The 16,098-nt window shown below is 55.4% G+C and carries 13 protein-coding genes; 10 read left to right on the top strand and 3 right to left on the bottom strand.

Annotated elements, in window-relative coordinates; genetic code table 11:
• The first annotated feature begins 33 nt into the window (after positions 1 to 33).
• Positions 34 to 2,523 carry a TonB-dependent siderophore receptor gene (locus Q8O73_RS01290; protein ID WP_305553764.1) on the top strand — a complete coding sequence of 830 codons (2,490 nt, stop codon included), beginning with the start codon at positions 34 to 36 and terminating at the stop codon, positions 2,521 to 2,523.
• 111 nt (positions 2,524 to 2,634) lie between these two features.
• Complete coding sequence (gene queG / locus Q8O73_RS01295) at positions 2,635 to 3,765, top strand: tRNA epoxyqueuosine(34) reductase QueG (RefSeq protein ID WP_305553765.1); 1,131 nt, start codon at positions 2,635 to 2,637, stop codon at positions 3,763 to 3,765.
• A gap of 9 nt (positions 3,766 to 3,774) precedes the next feature.
• Here the strand turns inward: queG and Q8O73_RS01300 are convergent, their stop codons facing one another.
• Positions 3,775 to 4,551: a phosphodiesterase gene (locus Q8O73_RS01300; RefSeq protein WP_305553766.1), complete on the bottom strand. Its 777-nt coding sequence runs from the start codon at positions 4,549 to 4,551 to the stop codon at positions 3,775 to 3,777.
• A gap of 18 nt (positions 4,552 to 4,569) precedes the next feature.
• Here Q8O73_RS01300 and Q8O73_RS01305 point away from each other — a divergent pair, with 18 nt between their 5' ends.
• The gene (locus tag Q8O73_RS01305; RefSeq protein ID WP_371135025.1) at positions 4,570 to 4,875 is read left to right on the top strand and encodes a ribbon-helix-helix domain-containing protein; all 306 of its coding nucleotides are present in this window, start codon (positions 4,570 to 4,572) and stop codon (positions 4,873 to 4,875) included.
• Positions 4,876 to 4,886: 11 nt separating this feature from the next.
• Positions 4,887 to 6,695: an asparagine synthetase B gene (locus Q8O73_RS01310; RefSeq protein ID WP_305553767.1), complete on the top strand. Its 1,809-nt coding sequence runs from the start codon at positions 4,887 to 4,889 to the stop codon at positions 6,693 to 6,695.
• Here the strand turns inward: Q8O73_RS01310 and Q8O73_RS01315 are convergent.
• Positions 6,680 to 7,783 carry a response regulator gene (locus Q8O73_RS01315; protein ID WP_305553768.1) on the bottom strand — a complete coding sequence of 368 codons (1,104 nt, stop codon included), beginning with the start codon at positions 7,781 to 7,783 and terminating at the stop codon, positions 6,680 to 6,682. The genes Q8O73_RS01310 and Q8O73_RS01315 overlap by 16 nt on opposite strands.
• 276 nt (positions 7,784 to 8,059) lie before the next feature.
• Between Q8O73_RS01315 and Q8O73_RS01320 the strand changes: the two genes are divergently transcribed.
• The 6 genes from Q8O73_RS01320 (at position 8,060) to Q8O73_RS01345 (ending at position 15,567) form a co-directional block, all read left to right on the top strand.
• Positions 8,060 to 8,965 (top strand): MurR/RpiR family transcriptional regulator, encoded by a 906-nt coding sequence (locus tag Q8O73_RS01320; RefSeq protein WP_305553769.1) that lies wholly within the window; start codon positions 8,060 to 8,062, stop codon positions 8,963 to 8,965.
• Positions 8,962 to 10,302, top strand: coding sequence for an aspartate aminotransferase family protein (locus Q8O73_RS01325; protein ID WP_305553770.1), 1,341 nt, complete (start codon positions 8,962 to 8,964; stop codon positions 10,300 to 10,302). Before Q8O73_RS01320 ends, Q8O73_RS01325 begins: the two co-directional genes overlap by 4 nt.
• Entirely contained in the window at positions 10,299 to 11,147 is an 849-nt protein-coding gene (locus Q8O73_RS01330; protein WP_305553771.1) for a 3-keto-5-aminohexanoate cleavage protein, read from the top strand. Before Q8O73_RS01325 ends, Q8O73_RS01330 begins: the two co-directional genes overlap by 4 nt.
• Positions 11,148 to 11,361: 214 nt before the next feature.
• On the top strand, positions 11,362 to 12,339 hold the full coding sequence (locus Q8O73_RS01335) for a TAXI family TRAP transporter solute-binding subunit (protein ID WP_305553773.1): 978 nt from the start codon (positions 11,362 to 11,364) through the stop codon (positions 12,337 to 12,339).
• Between the two features lie 181 nt (positions 12,340 to 12,520).
• Positions 12,521 to 15,124: a TRAP transporter permease gene (locus Q8O73_RS01340; RefSeq protein WP_305553775.1), complete on the top strand. Its 2,604-nt coding sequence runs from the start codon at positions 12,521 to 12,523 to the stop codon at positions 15,122 to 15,124.
• A 14-nt stretch (positions 15,125 to 15,138) separates the two neighbouring features.
• On the top strand, positions 15,139 to 15,567 hold the full coding sequence (locus Q8O73_RS01345) for a universal stress protein (RefSeq protein ID WP_305553777.1): 429 nt from the start codon (positions 15,139 to 15,141) through the stop codon (positions 15,565 to 15,567).
• Between the two features lie 84 nt (positions 15,568 to 15,651).
• Here Q8O73_RS01345 and Q8O73_RS01350 read toward each other — a convergent pair whose 3' ends face one another.
• A complete protein-coding gene (locus tag Q8O73_RS01350) occupies positions 15,652 to 15,969 on the bottom strand; it encodes a hypothetical protein (RefSeq protein WP_305553779.1) in 318 nt (105 codons plus the stop codon).
• Positions 15,970 to 16,098 lie beyond the last annotated feature (129 nt).

Consider the following 16,098-nt stretch of genomic DNA (forward strand, 5'->3'; position numbering starts at 1 on the left):
ATCAAATGGGATCAGACGAAAAGGTTTTATCGAATGAACGCACGGCCTGGGCGGATTTCAGCCACCAATTCCAACATTCGACACAACAAAATGCGGACTTTGTTGTTGGCGTCGACCCTGATATCGGGCATGACGCTGATGGTTCCGGCACCTGCAAGCAGTGCCGGGGAGGGTGTGGCGTTCCGCGAAATTTCCCAGTCGCAGGACATTTCGTTCAATATCCCGGCACAGGGTCTTGATACCGCACTGACTGCATTGGCGGATCAGGCCGGTTTGCAATTGTTTTTCCCGTCCCAAGGGATGGATGGGGTGGCCGCCCCGGCAATAACCGGCACTTTCAGCATTGATCAGGCTCTGACCCGGTTGCTGTCCGGGTCCGGTTATTCATGGCGTTATACTGCTGATGGTACGGTGACGATTGAAAAACTGGCGGCAGGGACCGGGGATGATTCCATTCTGGACCCGGTGCGGATTGAGGCCAGCGGCACCCGCCAAACTGCAACCGGCCCGACCGAAGGTTATGGTGCAACCCGTTCTCTGTCGGCGACAAAAACCGATAGGCCCCTGATTGAAACGCCGCAAAGCATATCGGTCGTAACAAAGGATCAGATTGAAGATCAGGGATCGCAAACCGTGATGCAGGCGATGCGATACACCCCCGGTGCCTTTACCGGGCAGGTCGGGGCCTCAAACCGTTATGATTATGTGATTCTGCGTGGTCTGGTTGATCGCAGCATCGACAACATCTATCTCGATGGCCTGAAAACCATGAGTGATGATTCAACCTATAGCTCGATGCAGATTGATCCATATTTTGTCGAACGTGCCGATGTGGTCAAGGGACCGGCATCGGTTCTCTATGGCCGCAGTTCACCGGGGGGGCTTGTCGCGCTGTCAAGCAAGAAGCCCTTGTTTGAACAGCAGGGCGAAGTCGAGGTTTCCTATGGCAACCGAAATCAGCGGGGTGTCGGATTTGATGTGACCGGGCCTCTGACCGAAAGCGGAAAACTGGCTTATCGTCTGGTGGGTAAGGCCGATGCGTCCGATACGCAGTTCGATGGTACCAAAGAAGAACGGTATACGATTGCGCCGTCGCTGACCGCCAATGTCAGTGACGATACACGTATCACCCTGATGGGGTATTTTCAGAAGGATCCGGAAGGCGGCACACATAACGGTTTACCATCAGAAGGCACATTGTTCCCGCGCAATGGGCAATATATCCCGAACTCTTTCTTTGACGGGGACCCGTCACTGGAAAGTTACGAGCGCACCCAGAATATGGTTGGGTACGAATTTGAACATGAATTTGACGATACATGGGCTGTTCGCCAGAATTTCCGCTTTCTGGACGCCGATGTTCACCTTGACCAGATTTATCAGACCGGATGGAACGGTGCGACCAACGAACTGACGCGCACTTATGGCGGTGGTGACGAAGATTTACGGGCTTTTACCGTTGATAATCAGGCCCAGGCCAATTTTACAACGGCGAATGTTGATCATACCGTGCTGATGGGTTTTGATTATCAAAACCGCCGAACCGAAAATAAATGGCTCTTTACCGGGGCATCGACCATCAATCCCTTTGATCCGGTTTATGGCAATCCGGGGGTGGCGCTGGGCACAATTACCAACAGTAACCGCCGTTCTCTGGAACAGGCCGGGCTGTATGCCGAGGACCAGTTTTCTTATGAAAACTGGCGGTTCTCGCTTGGCCTGCGGCAGGATTGGGTGGAAACCAGTAATCTGAACCGTTTGACCAATGTCGAGCAGGGCGAAGATCGCAGCAAACTGACCAAGCGGGCGGGAATTCTTTATCTGTTTGATAACGGCATTGCGCCTTATATCAATTATTCGGAATCTTTCAACCCCAGTCTGAGCAGTGATGCATCGGGCAAACCGCTGGAACCCACCGAGGGAACCCAATATGAGATTGGTCTGAAATATCAGCCGACAGGCAGTTCTGCCATGTTCAGCGCGGCGTTGTTTCATATCGATCAGGAAAATGTTGCGATTTATAACAACACGACATTTGCCTATGAACCGATCGGGACAATTGAATCACAGGGGCTGGAGCTTGAGGCGCGTGGTGATCTGACCAATTCTTTCAGTGTTGTTGCCGGTTACACCTATACCGACGCTTCCTATGATGCGCCGGGTTCGGTCAAGGATGGTAATCGTCCGCAACAGGTTCCCGAACATATGGCGTCATTGTGGGGACATTATCGCTTTACCGCCGGGACGCTGGATGGTCTCGGTATTGGGGCCGGTGTGCGCTATATCGGGGAAACAGCAGGGAATGAAGCCAATACCATCATGGTGCCGGATTACACCCTGGTTGATCTGGTTCTGAATTATGATTTGTCGCAGATCGGCATAACGAATGCGGATTTCCGGCTCAATGTGAACAATCTGATGGATGAGGATTATGTCGCATCCTGTCTGATTACCCAATGGTCTGACAATTGCTATTATGGCGAGGAACGCACGGTTCTTGCGACATTGCGCTATCGCTTCTAGGGTTGATAACCTCGTAAAAGGCCGCCGCCCCGTACTGCGGCCTTTTGCGTTTTTGGCATAAATCTATATAAGGCAGCACTGAGAGAGAAAACCGGAAACGGATGATCTGCCATGTCGGTTGCCGCTGCCATCACCTTTGAGGCGCTTGAGGCCAAGGCCCGTGAAATCGGCTTTGATGTCTGTGGCGTGGCGCGTCCGGAAATTGATGAACGCAACCAGCACCGTCTGGATGAATTTGTCGCGGGTGGTGAATATGGCACGATGGGCTGGATGAATGATCCTGAACGGCTGCCGCGTCGCCGCGATCCGCGCGATTTGTGGCCCGATGTCAAATCGGTGATTGTGCTGGGCTGCAATTACGGCCCGGCAGAAGACCCGCTGACGTTGCTCGATCATCCCGACCGGGCGATGATCGCGTCCTATGCCAAAAACCGCGATTATCATGACCTGATCAAAAAACGGCTGAAACATCTGGCGCGCTGGCTGATAGAGCAAAGCCACAAGGGCGAACAGGTCAAGGTCTTTGTCGATACCGCCCCGGTTCTGGAAAAGCCATTGGCACAGGCGGCGGGCCTTGGCTGGCAAGGCAAACATACCAATGTGGTGTCGCGGCAGTTTGGGTCATGGCTGTTTCTGGGCGAGGTGTTTACCACCATTGATTTTGTGCCAAGCGAACCGGAAGTGGATCATTGCGGGTCATGTCAGAATTGCCTGACGGCCTGCCCGACCGATGCTTTTCCCGCCCCCTATAAACTCGACGCCCGGCGCTGCATTTCCTATCTGACGATCGAACATGACGGATTGATCCCGGTTGAATTTCGCAAGGCAATCGGCAATCGCATTTATGGCTGTGACGATTGTCTGGCGGTGTGTCCGTGGAACAAATTTGCCAGCCGCACCAGTGAAATGGCGTTTGTGGCGCGGACAGATTTGACAGCCCCCCGCCTGATTGACTTTATCGATATGGATGATACCGCGTTTCGGGTCTTTTTTGCCGGATCGCCGATCAAACGTATCGGGCGGGCCAAATTTCTGCGCAATGTTCTGATCGCCCTTGGCAATAGCGGGGCGGGTGATCTGGCCGGGCGGATCGAGGCCTTGCTGATGGATGACAGTCCGCTTGTGCGCGGCAGTGCGGTCTGGGCGCTGTCGCAATTGATGAATGCCACTGATTTCGTACAAATCCGCGCACAATATGCGGCGGGTGAAACCGACCCGGATGTTTTGGCCGAATGGGCATAGCAGGCTGTGTCAGGTGCCTTGCACCATGTCATAGTGATATCGCACATTGCCAAGATCATCGGTCAGGACGATGCCAAACATTGGTTTGAGCGGCGCCCGTTCCACCAGTTCTTCTTCTTTCTCATGGCGCATGTCGAACGGCTCCCCCTTATGGCTGCTGCCGCCAACGGCAAAGGGAATACCTTGCCAGACACCGGTACAGGGACGGTGAAGATGGCCGAAAAACATGTATTTGACCTGGGGGTGATCCTTAAGGATATGCGCCAGTGCCACGTCGCTTTCCATCCGGATTGAATCAAGAAACGGCAACCCCATTTCAAGCGGCGGGTGATGCATGAACAAAAAGGTTGGCAGATCGCGATAATGGTCAAGTTCACGTGATAACCAGTCCAGCCGGGCCGGGCACAAGGTACCATGATGGGTGCCGGGCACCACACTATCAAGCATCACAAACCGGATGCCGCCGACCGTACGCCCGAAATTGATAAATCCGTTTTCATCGACCGGTGTGTCGGGAAAGGCATCAATCATTGGCCCGCGCACATCATGATTCCCCGGAATGGCAATCACGGGCATGGTCAGTGTTGAGAGCAAACCGGCAATATGATCATATTGATCGGGGCGGCCATGATGGGTCAGATCACCGGTCAGAACGCAAATTTCGGCGTCGGCATGATAGGCATTGATCTCGTCAATGACCGCACGCAGGGTCTCACCCGGATGCGGAAGGCGCGAAAAATCATCTCGGGCACGCAGATGGGTATCGGAAAGATGTATGAATTTCATAAGGGTGCCTTATCATGAATGCGCCATTGCACGGGCATGATGATCAAATTTCAGACGGTTGGAAAGACAGATAGCGCGATGAAGGGCGAGGTTCGCAAAAGATCGGTGACAATCGCCGGGCACCGCACCAGTTTTTCGCTGGAAGATGAATTCTGGCAGATATTGCAGGAAATCGCCCATCGCGAGGCACTGAGCATGGCCGAACTGGTTGTGCGGGTGGATGCCGGGCGTGAAGGCAATTTGTCCAGCGCCCTGCGCCTTTATGTGCTGCGCGATTTGCAAGGCAGGCTGGATCGACAGCCGCCGTCTGATCCGCCGCAATAACGGGCCCAACCATGTGCGGTCTGGCGGGGGCGACGGATTTTTGCGGGTATGATCTTGTGGTGCAGGCCACCAATCGGTTGCAGCATCGCGGCCCGGATTTCGGGACGGTGTGGCAACAGGGCGACGGGCATGCGGTTTTGGGGCATCGTCGCCTGATTACCACCGATCCATCTCCTGCCGCGCACCAACCCCTGATCAGTTCCGATCAACGCTATGTCCTGATTTTCAACGGATATCTTGCCGGTCATCGTGCCGTGATGGCCGATATGCTGGCCGCCGGCAAGGAAGGCTTGCGCAGTGGCAGCGATGCCGAATTGTTTCTGGCGGTCTGGCAACAGGGTGGTCTGGCGGCAATTGCGGCATTATCCGGGCCTTATGCCTTTGCGATTTGGGATCGTATCGAACGCCGTCTGACCCTTGGCATCGATCCGATGGGGATCAAGCCATTATATGTTGCGGTGCGGGCTGATGGACATCTGCGTTTTGCCTCCGAACTTTTGGCCGTGCCGGGATTGGCGGATCATGAAAGTGCGCCGGATCGGCTATTTGTCCCTTATATGGCGCATTTGTTTGTCCCCGCACCACTGACACCCTTTGTCGGAGTGCGGCAATTGCGACCGGGTGAAATCCTGCAATGGTGCGAGGGTAAGGTTACGACGGCCCGGATCAATGAGATGTCTGACACAGGTCGGACCGATGCCGCCGATCTGGCGGGGGTGGTCGAATATGCCGTTGCCGGGGCGCTGGATGCGGATTGTCCGGTTGCCTGTCTGGTGTCGGGCGGCATGGACAGTGCCGGGGTGGCCGCACTGGCCTGCAAGATCGCACGCCGTTCAGGGCGTGATCTGCCGGTCGGGCTGGTGATGGGGTTTCCCGGCAGCAAGGCCGATGAAACGGCGCGGGCGCAAAGTCTGACTGCTCATCTTGGCATGACCTTGAAAATTGTTCCGGCACCCGTGCAGGCCGAAGATTTGCTCTGGCGTTTGCAGGCCGGGCTGAGGGCCTTTGGCGCACCTTTTGGCAATCCCGCGATGATCCTGCATCATATGCTAAGCGAACATGTCGCCCAAATCGCCCCGGTTTGTTTGACCGGCGATGGCGGGGATGAACTGTTTGGCGGCTATCCCCGGTATCAGGCCGCCCGGTTGATCCCATACGCCCTGCGCCTGCCGGGGTGGATGCGGTGGATGACGGCACAGGTTGCGGATGATGGAAACGGCCATGTTGCACGGTTTTTAAGCGGTATCAGGCAGGATGCGACCGGGGCGTTTGCTCATTGGAACAATCGTTGCGGGATTGCCGAATTGTCTGCTGCGTTATTGGGGGATGATATGCCAGATGGTCTGTTGCCGGGGGAACTGGCGACAGCAATGATGAATTTTGATCGCAAAGTCACCTTGCCGGGCAATCAATTGGCGATGTCGGATCGGTGTGGCATGGCGTTCGGGGTCGAATATCGCCCGCCTCTTTTGGACAGGGCGGTGGTGGAAATGGCCCGGTCGGTTCCGGCACAGGATCATTTGCGCAGGGGTGGGAAGGCATTGTGGCGCGAAGTGGTCGGGCCAATGGTGCCCAAAGGATATCTTGTCGCGAGCAAAACCGGGTTTAACCCGCCGGTTGATGATTGGCTGATGCAGATATGTCCGCTTTTGTGGGGGGATCGGGTTCTGGACGGATTGTTTGAAGATTTGCCCGTGACGCAGGCACGGCGTCAGGATTTGTGGCATCGCGCCACGCACCATCAGGATTTCACCGCCGGTTTGTCCCTGTGGGCCCTGATGGCGTGGCGGGTATGGTGGCGTGATCACACCCCGGCATAGCTGCGGCTGCGGCGATACAGGGTCAGGGCGGTCAGGGCCGTCGGGGCAAGCTGAACCAGTTGCCGGGACATGGCAAAGGCATTATCCGGATCGTCGTGGTCCTGATCAAAGGCCTGCTGGGTGGCGGCGCATAATTCCGATAACTGGCGCAGGCCAAAGGTGCCCGATGTGCTTTTCAGGATATGAATTTCATCGCGTACCGCCACAAGGTCGGCCCGCGACAGGGCATTGTCGATGCTGACAAGGCGGGATTCGGTTTCGCTGATAAACAGGTCAATACCACAGGATGCGCCTTCGGCACCGGCATCAAGATAAAGCTGGTCAAGGGTGCGGGTATCAAGCACCGGGCTGGTTGGCAGGGCGACATGGCGCGGGGCCCGGTGTCGCGGGATTGGCGGTGTGTTCCGCGCCCGCAAAGTTGGGGGAGGCGCCATGGAAGCCTGCCTGTCAACCGGTGCCGGGCGGCAGGGGGGCAGGTTGTTGATGGCGTCCAGCAATCCGGCACGGTTAATCGGCTTGCTGATGAAATCATTGACGCCGGACTGACGGGCGACCATCGCCCAATCCCGGGATTGATGGGCCGACAGGGCGATAATCGGAATCCGGGCGGTTGGTCCGGCCAGATGGCGAATACGGCGGGTGGTATGCAGCCCGTCCATATCAGGCATTTCCACATCCATCAGGATCAGATCGGCCTCCACCCCGCTTGCCAGCATGTCAAGGACAGCCTGCCCGTCAACGGCCTCAAGGATCGCATAACCTTCGGCCTGAAGAATGCGGCGCGCCACCATGCGGTTTGATGCACTGTCATCGGCAATGATCACGGTTCCGGCGTTTCGGAATGCGGTGTCAGGAATATCGGCGGAAGGTTTGCCGTTCTGTGCTGTGTGGTCAAAGGGCCGGACCAGACAAACCGACAGCATGAAACCATCATCCAGCATGGTTTCATTGAACAGCAGGTCTTCTTCGGCAAGACCGGTAATCATCTGGGTCCAGGCGGGATTGGAAAAAATGATGCGTTCATCGGCATCAAAAAGGGCAATTCCCGCATTGGCGCGTGTCAGGGCTTCAAAAAGTTGTTTTTTCATGGCCACCTTGTCGATTCGGTGCCCAGTCCCGTATTGCAGGTATTTTTATGAGAGATGCATTGAAACAATCCGGTTTGCCCTGCGTAGCAAACATTTTCGGGATTTTTAAGAATAAGTCCATGTTTTTTAGCGGATGCAGGCGTTTTTTCCCGATGGGATCTGAAACAAAATCGACAACAAATGTTTCATTTAAAAGTTTAATGAAACATTTGTTGTGAAAATAGGGGCGTTATGGCCTAATTGCGCCGGTTATTCAGGTATGGGGTGCGTCGGAATATGGGTGTCTATGCCGATCTGCGCGAAAGGCTGATTGCCGGGTATGGCGATCTGAGCCCGCAATTGCAAAAAGCGGCGCGCTATATGCTCGATCACCCTGATGATGTTGCCCTGAAATCCATGCGGTCGCTGGCCCGTGCTGCCGATATTCAGCCCAGTGCCATTGTCCGCCTGATGAAAACCATCGGTCTGGAAAGTTATCAGGATTTTCGTCTGGGTTATCAAAACCGTCTGCGTGATTTGCCCGCCAGTTATGCCGGGCGCGCCTGGCAATTACAGCATCGCAGCGCGGGCGAAGATCACAGCGAAGACGCACTTCTGGGTGAAATCGCCCGGCAGGAAACCGATAATCTGTTGCGGTCCTTTGGACCAGAGGCCCGACGCGCCATGCGCAGTGCCTGCGAATATCTGGAACAGGCAAGACGGGTATTTGTCGTCGGGCGACGCGGTGCCTGGCCGGCGGCGTTTCAATTTGCCTATGCCTGTCGGCTGTTTCGCGATGATGTGACATTGCTGGAGGGGGTGGCGGGAACCTTTGGCGATGAATTGCGCGGTCTGGGGCGCAAGGATGTCGTTCTGGCGGTTGGATTTGCGCCCTATACCAGCGAAACGGTGAAAGTCACCGAATTTGCCGCGGCCCAGGGGGCAGCCATCATTGCCGTTACCGATTCCGATGTGGCACCGATTGCGGTGCAGGCGGCGGTGACGATTGTGATTGCCGATGGGTCCCCGTCTTTTTTCCAAAGTTTTACCGCCGCCGTGTCTGTGTTGCAGGCACTGGTTGCCCTTTTGGTGGCGCGTGGCGGTGAAGGCGCACTGCAACAAATTGCCAGCGCCGAAGAACAACTCGCTGTTTTTGACACCTACTGGCAGGATGCCGGTATCAAACGGAATTCCCGATCATGACATCCCATGTATTGCACCGTCACAGCATCACAGAACCGCCGCGTGCCATTTCGGGCGATGGCATTTACATCACCGACGCAGATGGCAAACGCTATCTCGATGCCTGTGGCGGGGCGGCGGTATCGTGCCTGGGGCATTCTGATGCCGAAGTGCAGGATGCAATTATCGAACAGGTGCGCAAACTGCCTTATGCGCATTCGGGGTTTTTCTCGTCCGATCCGATGGAAGAACTGGCCGATGATCTGATTGCCCATGCGCCGCCGGGTATGGAACGGGTTTATTTTGTGTCGGGCGGGTCCGAGGCGATTGAGGCGTCCCTGAAAATGGCGCGGCAATATTTCCTTGAAATCGGTGAACCGGACCGGCAATTCGTCATTGCCCGGCGGCAAAGTTATCACGGCAATACGCTGGGCGCATTGGCGGTGGGCGGCAATATGTGGCGCAAGCGACAATTTGAACCCCTGTTGATTCCCGCCAGCCACATCGCCCCCTGTTATGCCTATCGCGATCAGCAACCGGGCGAAACACCAGAAGATTACGGTCTGCGCGTTGCCAACGAACTGGAAGATGCAATTCTGTCATTGGGAACCGGCAATGTTGCCGCCTTTGTCGCCGAACCGGTGGTCGGGGCAACCGCAGGCGCAGTGGCACCGGTACCGGGATATTTCAAACGCATTCGCGAAATTTGTGACCGGTACGGGGTATTGCTGATTCTCGATGAAGTCATGTGCGGGATGGGGCGCACCGGCACCCTGCATGCGATTGAACAGGAAGGCATCACAGGTGATCTGCAAACCCTCGCCAAGGGATTGGGGGCCGGGTACCAGCCGATTGGTGCGGTTCTGGTATCGGGCAAAATCCATCGGGCGATTGCCAATGGCACCGGATTTTTCCAGCATGGTCATACCTATCAGGGGCATGCGACGGCCTGTGCGGCGGCGATGGCAACACAACGCGCCATTCGCAACCGCGATTTGCTGGCAAATGTCCGTCGACAGGGGGATGTGTTGCAGGATGCCCTGACGGCACGGTTTGGAAATCATCCGTTTGTTGGCGATATTCGCGGACGCGGCCTGTTTCGCGGGGTCGAATTTGTTGCCGACCGGGCAACCAAAGAACCGTTTGATCCGGCCCGGAAAATCAATGCGAAAATCAAACAGACCGCCTTTGCCAATGGACTGATGTGCTATCCGATGGGGGGCACCATTGACGGGCAACGTGGCGATCATGTGCTGTTTGCCCCGGCCTATATCGTGACCGAAGACCAGATCGGCGAGATCGTCGATCTGTTTGACCGGTCCGTGCAGGAAGTTTTTGCCAAAGAGGGATTGTCGTGAGCGAACGGACGCCGCCCGATTGGATGGAACTTCCGGCCATTCTTGCTGTTGCCCCGAATGGGGCACGCAAGACAAAGGCTGATCTGCCAACTATTCCGATCAGCCCGGAAGACGTGGCGAGAGAGGCGAAAAACTGTCTGGCGGCCGGGGCGTCGGTGATCCATCTGCATGTGCGCGATGATGCCGGGGGGCACAGCCTCGATATCGGGCGCTATCGGGCATCGATGGATGCCATCCGCGCCGAAATTGGCAATGATTTGCTGATTCAGGTTACCAGCGAGGCGGTGGGGATTTATTCCGCCGATCAGCAAATGGCGATGGTACGGGAATTGAAACCCGAAGCAGTATCGCTGGCAGTGCGTGAAATTGCGCCCGATGGTGGGGATGAAAATAAACTCCGTGATTTTTGCGCCTTTTTGCGCGAGGCAGATATTTTACCGCAATTCATCCTTTATGCCCCCGAAGACATTGTGCGGTTTGACGATCTGGTTGAACGCGGTGTGATCGGCGGCAGGCAATTGCCGGTTTTGTATGTTCTGGGTCGTTACAGTGTCGGGCAAAAATCAACGCCTGCAGATTTACTGCCCTATTTGGGGCGGTCGGATCATGTGTCGAACTGGATGATGTGCGCGTTTGGCCGGTTTGAAAATGCCTGTGCGATGACGGCGGTTGCACTGGGCGGGCATGCGCGGATCGGGTTTGAGAATAATCATCTGTTGGCCGATGGCACATCTGCGCCGGATAATGCTGCCCTGATTGCACAGGCGCATGCCGGTGTTGTGTTGACCGGGCGCACGATTGCCGATGCCGATATGGCAAGAAAACTGTTGCGACCGGTCTGGTAACGCACAGGAAAAGTCTGGGAGAATTTCCGGGGTTTTTCCCGGAAAAGGGGCCGTTTCGGGGTGGCCCCGGATGCAGAAGGGTTTCAATTTTTCGGTATCTGGCTATAATCCCCGTGTCGAAACATCTGATTTATCTGATGTTTCATCGTTTTTCTGCTGCTGCATTCATGCGCAGTTGAAAGTCAATTACAGGGTGTTAAGGGAGCTAATCCTGATGAAAAAAATTATTGCTGTTGCCGGGGCCGTTGTGGCGCTGGCTGGTGCTGCCCTGATCAGTGGTCAGGCATCGGCACAGGAAAACCGGTTTATCACCATCGGGACCGGTGGTGTGACCGGCGTTTATTATCCGACGGGCGGCGCAATTTGCCGTCTGGTCAACCTTAATCGCAAGGAACATGGCATTCGGTGTTCGGTCGAATCCACCGGTGGTTCGGTCTATAACGTCAATACCATCCGTGCCAATGAACTTGATATGGGCGTCGCCCAGTCCGACGTTCAGTTCTATTCCTATAACGGAACCGGCGCATTTGCCGATCAGGGCCCGTTTGAAGGTCTGCGCGCCGTATTTTCAATCCATCCGGAGCCGTTCACCGTGGTCGCCCGTGCCGATTCCGGCATCAAGACCTTTGATGATCTGAAAGGCAAGCGCGTCAATATCGGGAACCCCGGTTCGGGACAGCGCGACACCATGGATGTCGTGATGGAAGCCAAGGGCTGGACTCTTGATGATTTCGCACTGGCATCCGAACTGAAACCGGCGGAACAGTCGCAGGCCCTTTGCGACAACAAGATCGATGCGATGATCTACACCGTTGGTCACCCGGCCGGTTCGATTCAGGAAGCCACCACGGCTTGTGATTCGGTTCTGGTTGAAGTTGCCGGTGCCGAAATCGAAAAGCTGGTCGCCGATAATCCCTATTACCGTGTTGCCACCATTCCGGGCGGCATGTATCGCGGTAACCCGGAAGATGTAAAAACCTTTGGCGTCGGTGCGACCTTTGTGTCGTCAACCAATGTTGACGAAGACGTGATTTACAATGTTGTAAAGGCGGTTTTCGATAATTTTGACGACTTCAAAAAGCTGCATCCGGCTTTTGAAGTTCTGGTCAAGGAAGAAATGATCAAGGACGGTCTGTCTGCTCCGTTGCATGATGGTGCTGTCAAATACTACAAAGAAGCTGGCTTGATGTAATCAGGTGCAGGCGGGAGGTGCTAATGTACCTCCCGCCTGTTTCTTTGCGGCCCGTCGGGCATGAAAAAATTGAACATAATCAATGTATGCTTTGCGCGGGCGACCGGTATTTGTACCGGCGGCGCTTTTTTTGTTTTGGGTGACGGAAAATAATAACGCCGTTTTTGACAGGGTGTTTGTGATGACAGAAAACAAAGGCGTCAATCCGGAGAACCTTGATCAGGATCTTCAGGATTTGATTGCGCAATCGGATACCGGGGCGCGTCAGCCCGTCGGGATAACAGCCCGGCTGATGCTGTTTGTGGCGGTGGGATGGTCGTTATTTCAGCTTTGGCTGGCCTCGCCATTGCCCTTTATCATCAATTTCGGGGTGTTTAATGACACCGAAGCGCGATCGATCCATCTTGCGCTGGCGATTTTTCTGGCCTTTATGGCCTATCCGGCCCTGAAAAATTCACCACGCAGTTATGTGCCGATTCAGGATTGGGTTCTGGCGCTGGTCGGGGCCTATTGTGCGGCCTATATTTACATTTTTTACCGCGAACTTTCCGGGCGACCCGGCCTGCCGACGACAATGGACCTTGTTGTTTCCGGTGTGGGGCTTGTCATGTTGCTGGAGGCGACCCGCCGTGCACTTGGCCCGCCTCTGATGATCGTCGCCCTGCTTTTTCTGGGTTATATCTTTTTTGGCAATGCGTCCTGGATGCCTGACGTCCTGCAATGGCGCGGGGCAAGCTTTAACAAGGCGATGTCGCATCAGTGGTTGCTGACCGAGGGTGTGTTTGGCATTGCGCTCGGCGTTTCCACCAGTTTTGTGTTTCTGTTCGTGCTGTTTGGCTCGTTGCTTGATAAGGCCGGGGCCGGGAATTATTTCATCAAGGTGGCCTTTGCGGCCCTCGGTCATTTGCGCGGCGGACCGGCCAAGGCGGCCGTTCTGGCCTCGGCGATGACCGGTCTGATTTCCGGGTCATCGATTGCCAATGTGGTGACGACGGGCACCTTTACCATTCCGTTGATGAAGCGCGTCGGGTTTTCCGGTGAAAAGGCCGGGGCGGTAGAAGTGGCATCGTCGGTCAATGGTCAGATCATGCCACCCGTCATGGGGGCCGCGGCCTTTTTGATGGTTGAATATGTCGGGATTCCTTACCCCGAAGTGATCAAACATGCGTTTCTGCCCGCGACGATTTCCTATATCGCGCTGATTTACATCGTCCATCTCGAAGCGATGAAAGCCAACATGCAGGGCCTGCCGCGGCGCGAAATCACGACCGCAAAACAGACTGTGATCCGGTCCTTGTTGTTCGTGTGCACGTTGATCATTCTGGCGGGTGTTATCTATTACGGCATCCTGATCCAGAAACAGATTTTTGGCGATGCGATCGGCTGGATTATGGCGGTGGAATGTGCGGCGATTTATTTTGCCGGTCTGTTCTTTGCGTCAAAATATCCCGATCTGGAACTGGATGATCCCAATCAGCCGGTGCTGGAATTACCCGCGCTTGGTGAAACCGCCAAGTCGGGTTTGCATTATCTGTTGCCGGTGGTTGTGCTGGTCTGGTTCCTGATGATCGAGATGAAATCACCCGGGCTGTCGGCCTTCTGGGCAACCATGTTGATGATTTTCATCATGCTGACCCAGCGACCGGTCAAGGCATGGTTCCGTAAACAGCCCGATCACCTGTCGGAAATCCGTAACGGGTTGCAGGATGTGGTGGATGGCCTGGCGACCGGTGCACGCAATATGATCGGTATTGGCGTCGCCACGGCGGCGGCCGGTATCATTGTCGGTACGGTGTCGTTGACCGGCATCGGTCAGGTGATGGTCGAATTTGTCGAACTGATTTCCGGCGGCAATCTGATGCTGATCCTGATCTTTACGGCGGTAATCAGTCTGATCCTTGGTATGGGCTTGCCGACCACGGCAAACTATATCGTGGTGTCAAGCCTGATGGCCCCGGTGATTGTCGAACTGGGGGCGGCAAACGGTCTTCTGGTACCGCTGATTGCCGTGCATCTGTTCGTCTTTTATTTCGGGATTATGGCCGATGTGACCCCCCCGGTCGGGCTGGCATCCTTTGCTGCGGCGGCCATATCGGGGGCCGATCCGATGAAAACCGGCTTTGTTGCGTTTTTCTACAGTATGCGGACGGCGGCATTGCCGTTCCTGTTTCTGTTTAACACGCAACTTCTGATGATCGGGCTGGATCATCCGTTTCAGGTGGTCATGGTGATCATTGTGGCGACGATTGCCATGCTGGTCTTTGCCGCGGCCACGATGGGCTATTTCATCACCCGGTCGAAATTGTGGGAAAGTGCGGTGATGTTGCTGGTGGCGTTTACCTTGTTCCGGCCGGGATTCTGGCTGGATATGATCGAACCGCCCTATGACGATCTTCATCCTGAAACCATTCTGGCCGAAGTCGAAGCCCTGCCCGCAGATGCAAATCTTCGCATTGATGTGGAAGGGATCAATCTTGAGGGAAAAGACGTTCGCAAGGCGGTGATGTTGCCGTTGGGGCCGCAAGTTTCCGGGCATGATCGTCTGTATCATGCCGGTATGGAAATTCGCGAAGAAGATGGCCGTGTTTTCATCGACAATCTGGTGTTTGGCGGACCGGCGGAAAAGGCCGGACTTGATTTCGATTTTGAAATCACCGCGATCAAAACCGATGCTGACCGACCGCCCAAAGAGGTTTTCTTCCTGCCAGCCTTTGTCGTTCTGGGCGGGATCATCTTCCTTCAGCGCCGCCGCCGTCGTTTTGAAAACGCGGCGCAAGCTGCCTGAGAAAGGATCGGGAAATGTATAAGGATATCCTTGTTTCGGTCGATCTTGATCACGATGAATCGTGGAAAAAGACCATTCCGGTTGCGATCAAGGAGGCTGAAATCTTTGGTGCGCGCCTGCATATTCTGACCGTCGTGCCAACTGTTGGCATGTCGATGGTCGGGCAGTTCTTCCCCAAGGGATATGAAAAAAAGGTGCTTGATATCTATAATCAGCGCCTGCACGATTTTGTATCGGCACATATCCCCGCGACCCTCAAGGTACAGCACATTATCGGGCAGGGCACGATTTACGAGGTGATCTTGCAGATGGCGAAGAAAACCAGATGCGACCTGATCATCATCGGGGCGCATCGCCCGGAATTGAAGGACTATCTGCTGGGCCCGAATGCCGCACGGGTGGTCCGCCATGCCGATTGTTCGGTGATGGTGGTGCGCGACTAAACCCGGTTGTTTCGGAATGTCAGACAGGGCGGCTTGCGGGCCGCCCTGTTTTTTGCCGTCGTGCGAAACAGTTCCCCCAACAGTTTAGTTGGCGGCACACGGGTTTGCCGCACACGGATTCGCGGCACAGGGGTTTGCTGCCGCACAGGGATTGACCGGCAATTTTTTCGCGGCACAGGGATTTGCTGCGCACGGATTTGCAGCACAAGGATTTGCCGCAGCACACGGGTTGGCGGCACAGGGATTTGCGGCACAGGGATTGGCAGGCGCGCAGGACGCAATTTCAACCGGCACCTGATTGGGCGCAGCAGACGCCATCGGAACCGCACCGATCAGGGTGGCCCCGAATGCGATGGCGGGAATCAGGGTGGCTTTGGCAAAAGTCGAATTGTGCGAAGACATGGAAGCCTCTTTCTGACGGATGTTAAACGGGTGATGACGGGAAAGGACAAAAGGCTGTTTCCCGATTGCAACCTCGTTCCTGACAATGCGCCAAACAAGGTCTTTGCGGGGGTCACTTGCGCTCACTGT

The organism is Thalassospira sp., from assembly GCF_030690045.1.
GTDB lineage: Bacteria > Pseudomonadota > Alphaproteobacteria > Rhodospirillales > Thalassospiraceae > Thalassospira.

Excerpts from the sequence above, each read along its gene's own strand:
- Q8O73_RS01290 (WP_305553764.1), top strand. The coding sequence starts at position 34 with ATGAACGCACGGCCTGGGCGGATTTCAGCCACCAATTCCAACATTCGA.
- queG (WP_305553765.1), top strand. The coding sequence starts at position 2,635 with ATGTCGGTTGCCGCTGCCATCACCTTTGAGGCGCTTGAGGCCAAGGCC.
- Q8O73_RS01300 (WP_305553766.1), bottom strand. The coding sequence starts at position 4,551 with ATGAAATTCATACATCTTTCCGATACCCATCTGCGTGCCCGAGATGAT.
- Q8O73_RS01305 (WP_371135025.1), top strand. The coding sequence starts at position 4,570 with ATGCGCCATTGCACGGGCATGATGATCAAATTTCAGACGGTTGGAAAG.
- Q8O73_RS01310 (WP_305553767.1), top strand. The coding sequence starts at position 4,887 with ATGTGCGGTCTGGCGGGGGCGACGGATTTTTGCGGGTATGATCTTGTG.
- Q8O73_RS01315 (WP_305553768.1), bottom strand. The coding sequence starts at position 7,783 with ATGAAAAAACAACTTTTTGAAGCCCTGACACGCGCCAATGCGGGAATT.
- Q8O73_RS01320 (WP_305553769.1), top strand. The coding sequence starts at position 8,060 with ATGGGTGTCTATGCCGATCTGCGCGAAAGGCTGATTGCCGGGTATGGC.
- Q8O73_RS01325 (WP_305553770.1), top strand. The coding sequence starts at position 8,962 with ATGACATCCCATGTATTGCACCGTCACAGCATCACAGAACCGCCGCGT.
- Q8O73_RS01335 (WP_305553773.1), top strand. The coding sequence starts at position 11,362 with ATGAAAAAAATTATTGCTGTTGCCGGGGCCGTTGTGGCGCTGGCTGGT.
- Q8O73_RS01340 (WP_305553775.1), top strand. The coding sequence starts at position 12,521 with ATGACAGAAAACAAAGGCGTCAATCCGGAGAACCTTGATCAGGATCTT.
- Q8O73_RS01345 (WP_305553777.1), top strand. The coding sequence starts at position 15,139 with ATGTATAAGGATATCCTTGTTTCGGTCGATCTTGATCACGATGAATCG.
- Q8O73_RS01350 (WP_305553779.1), bottom strand. The coding sequence starts at position 15,969 with ATGTCTTCGCACAATTCGACTTTTGCCAAAGCCACCCTGATTCCCGCC.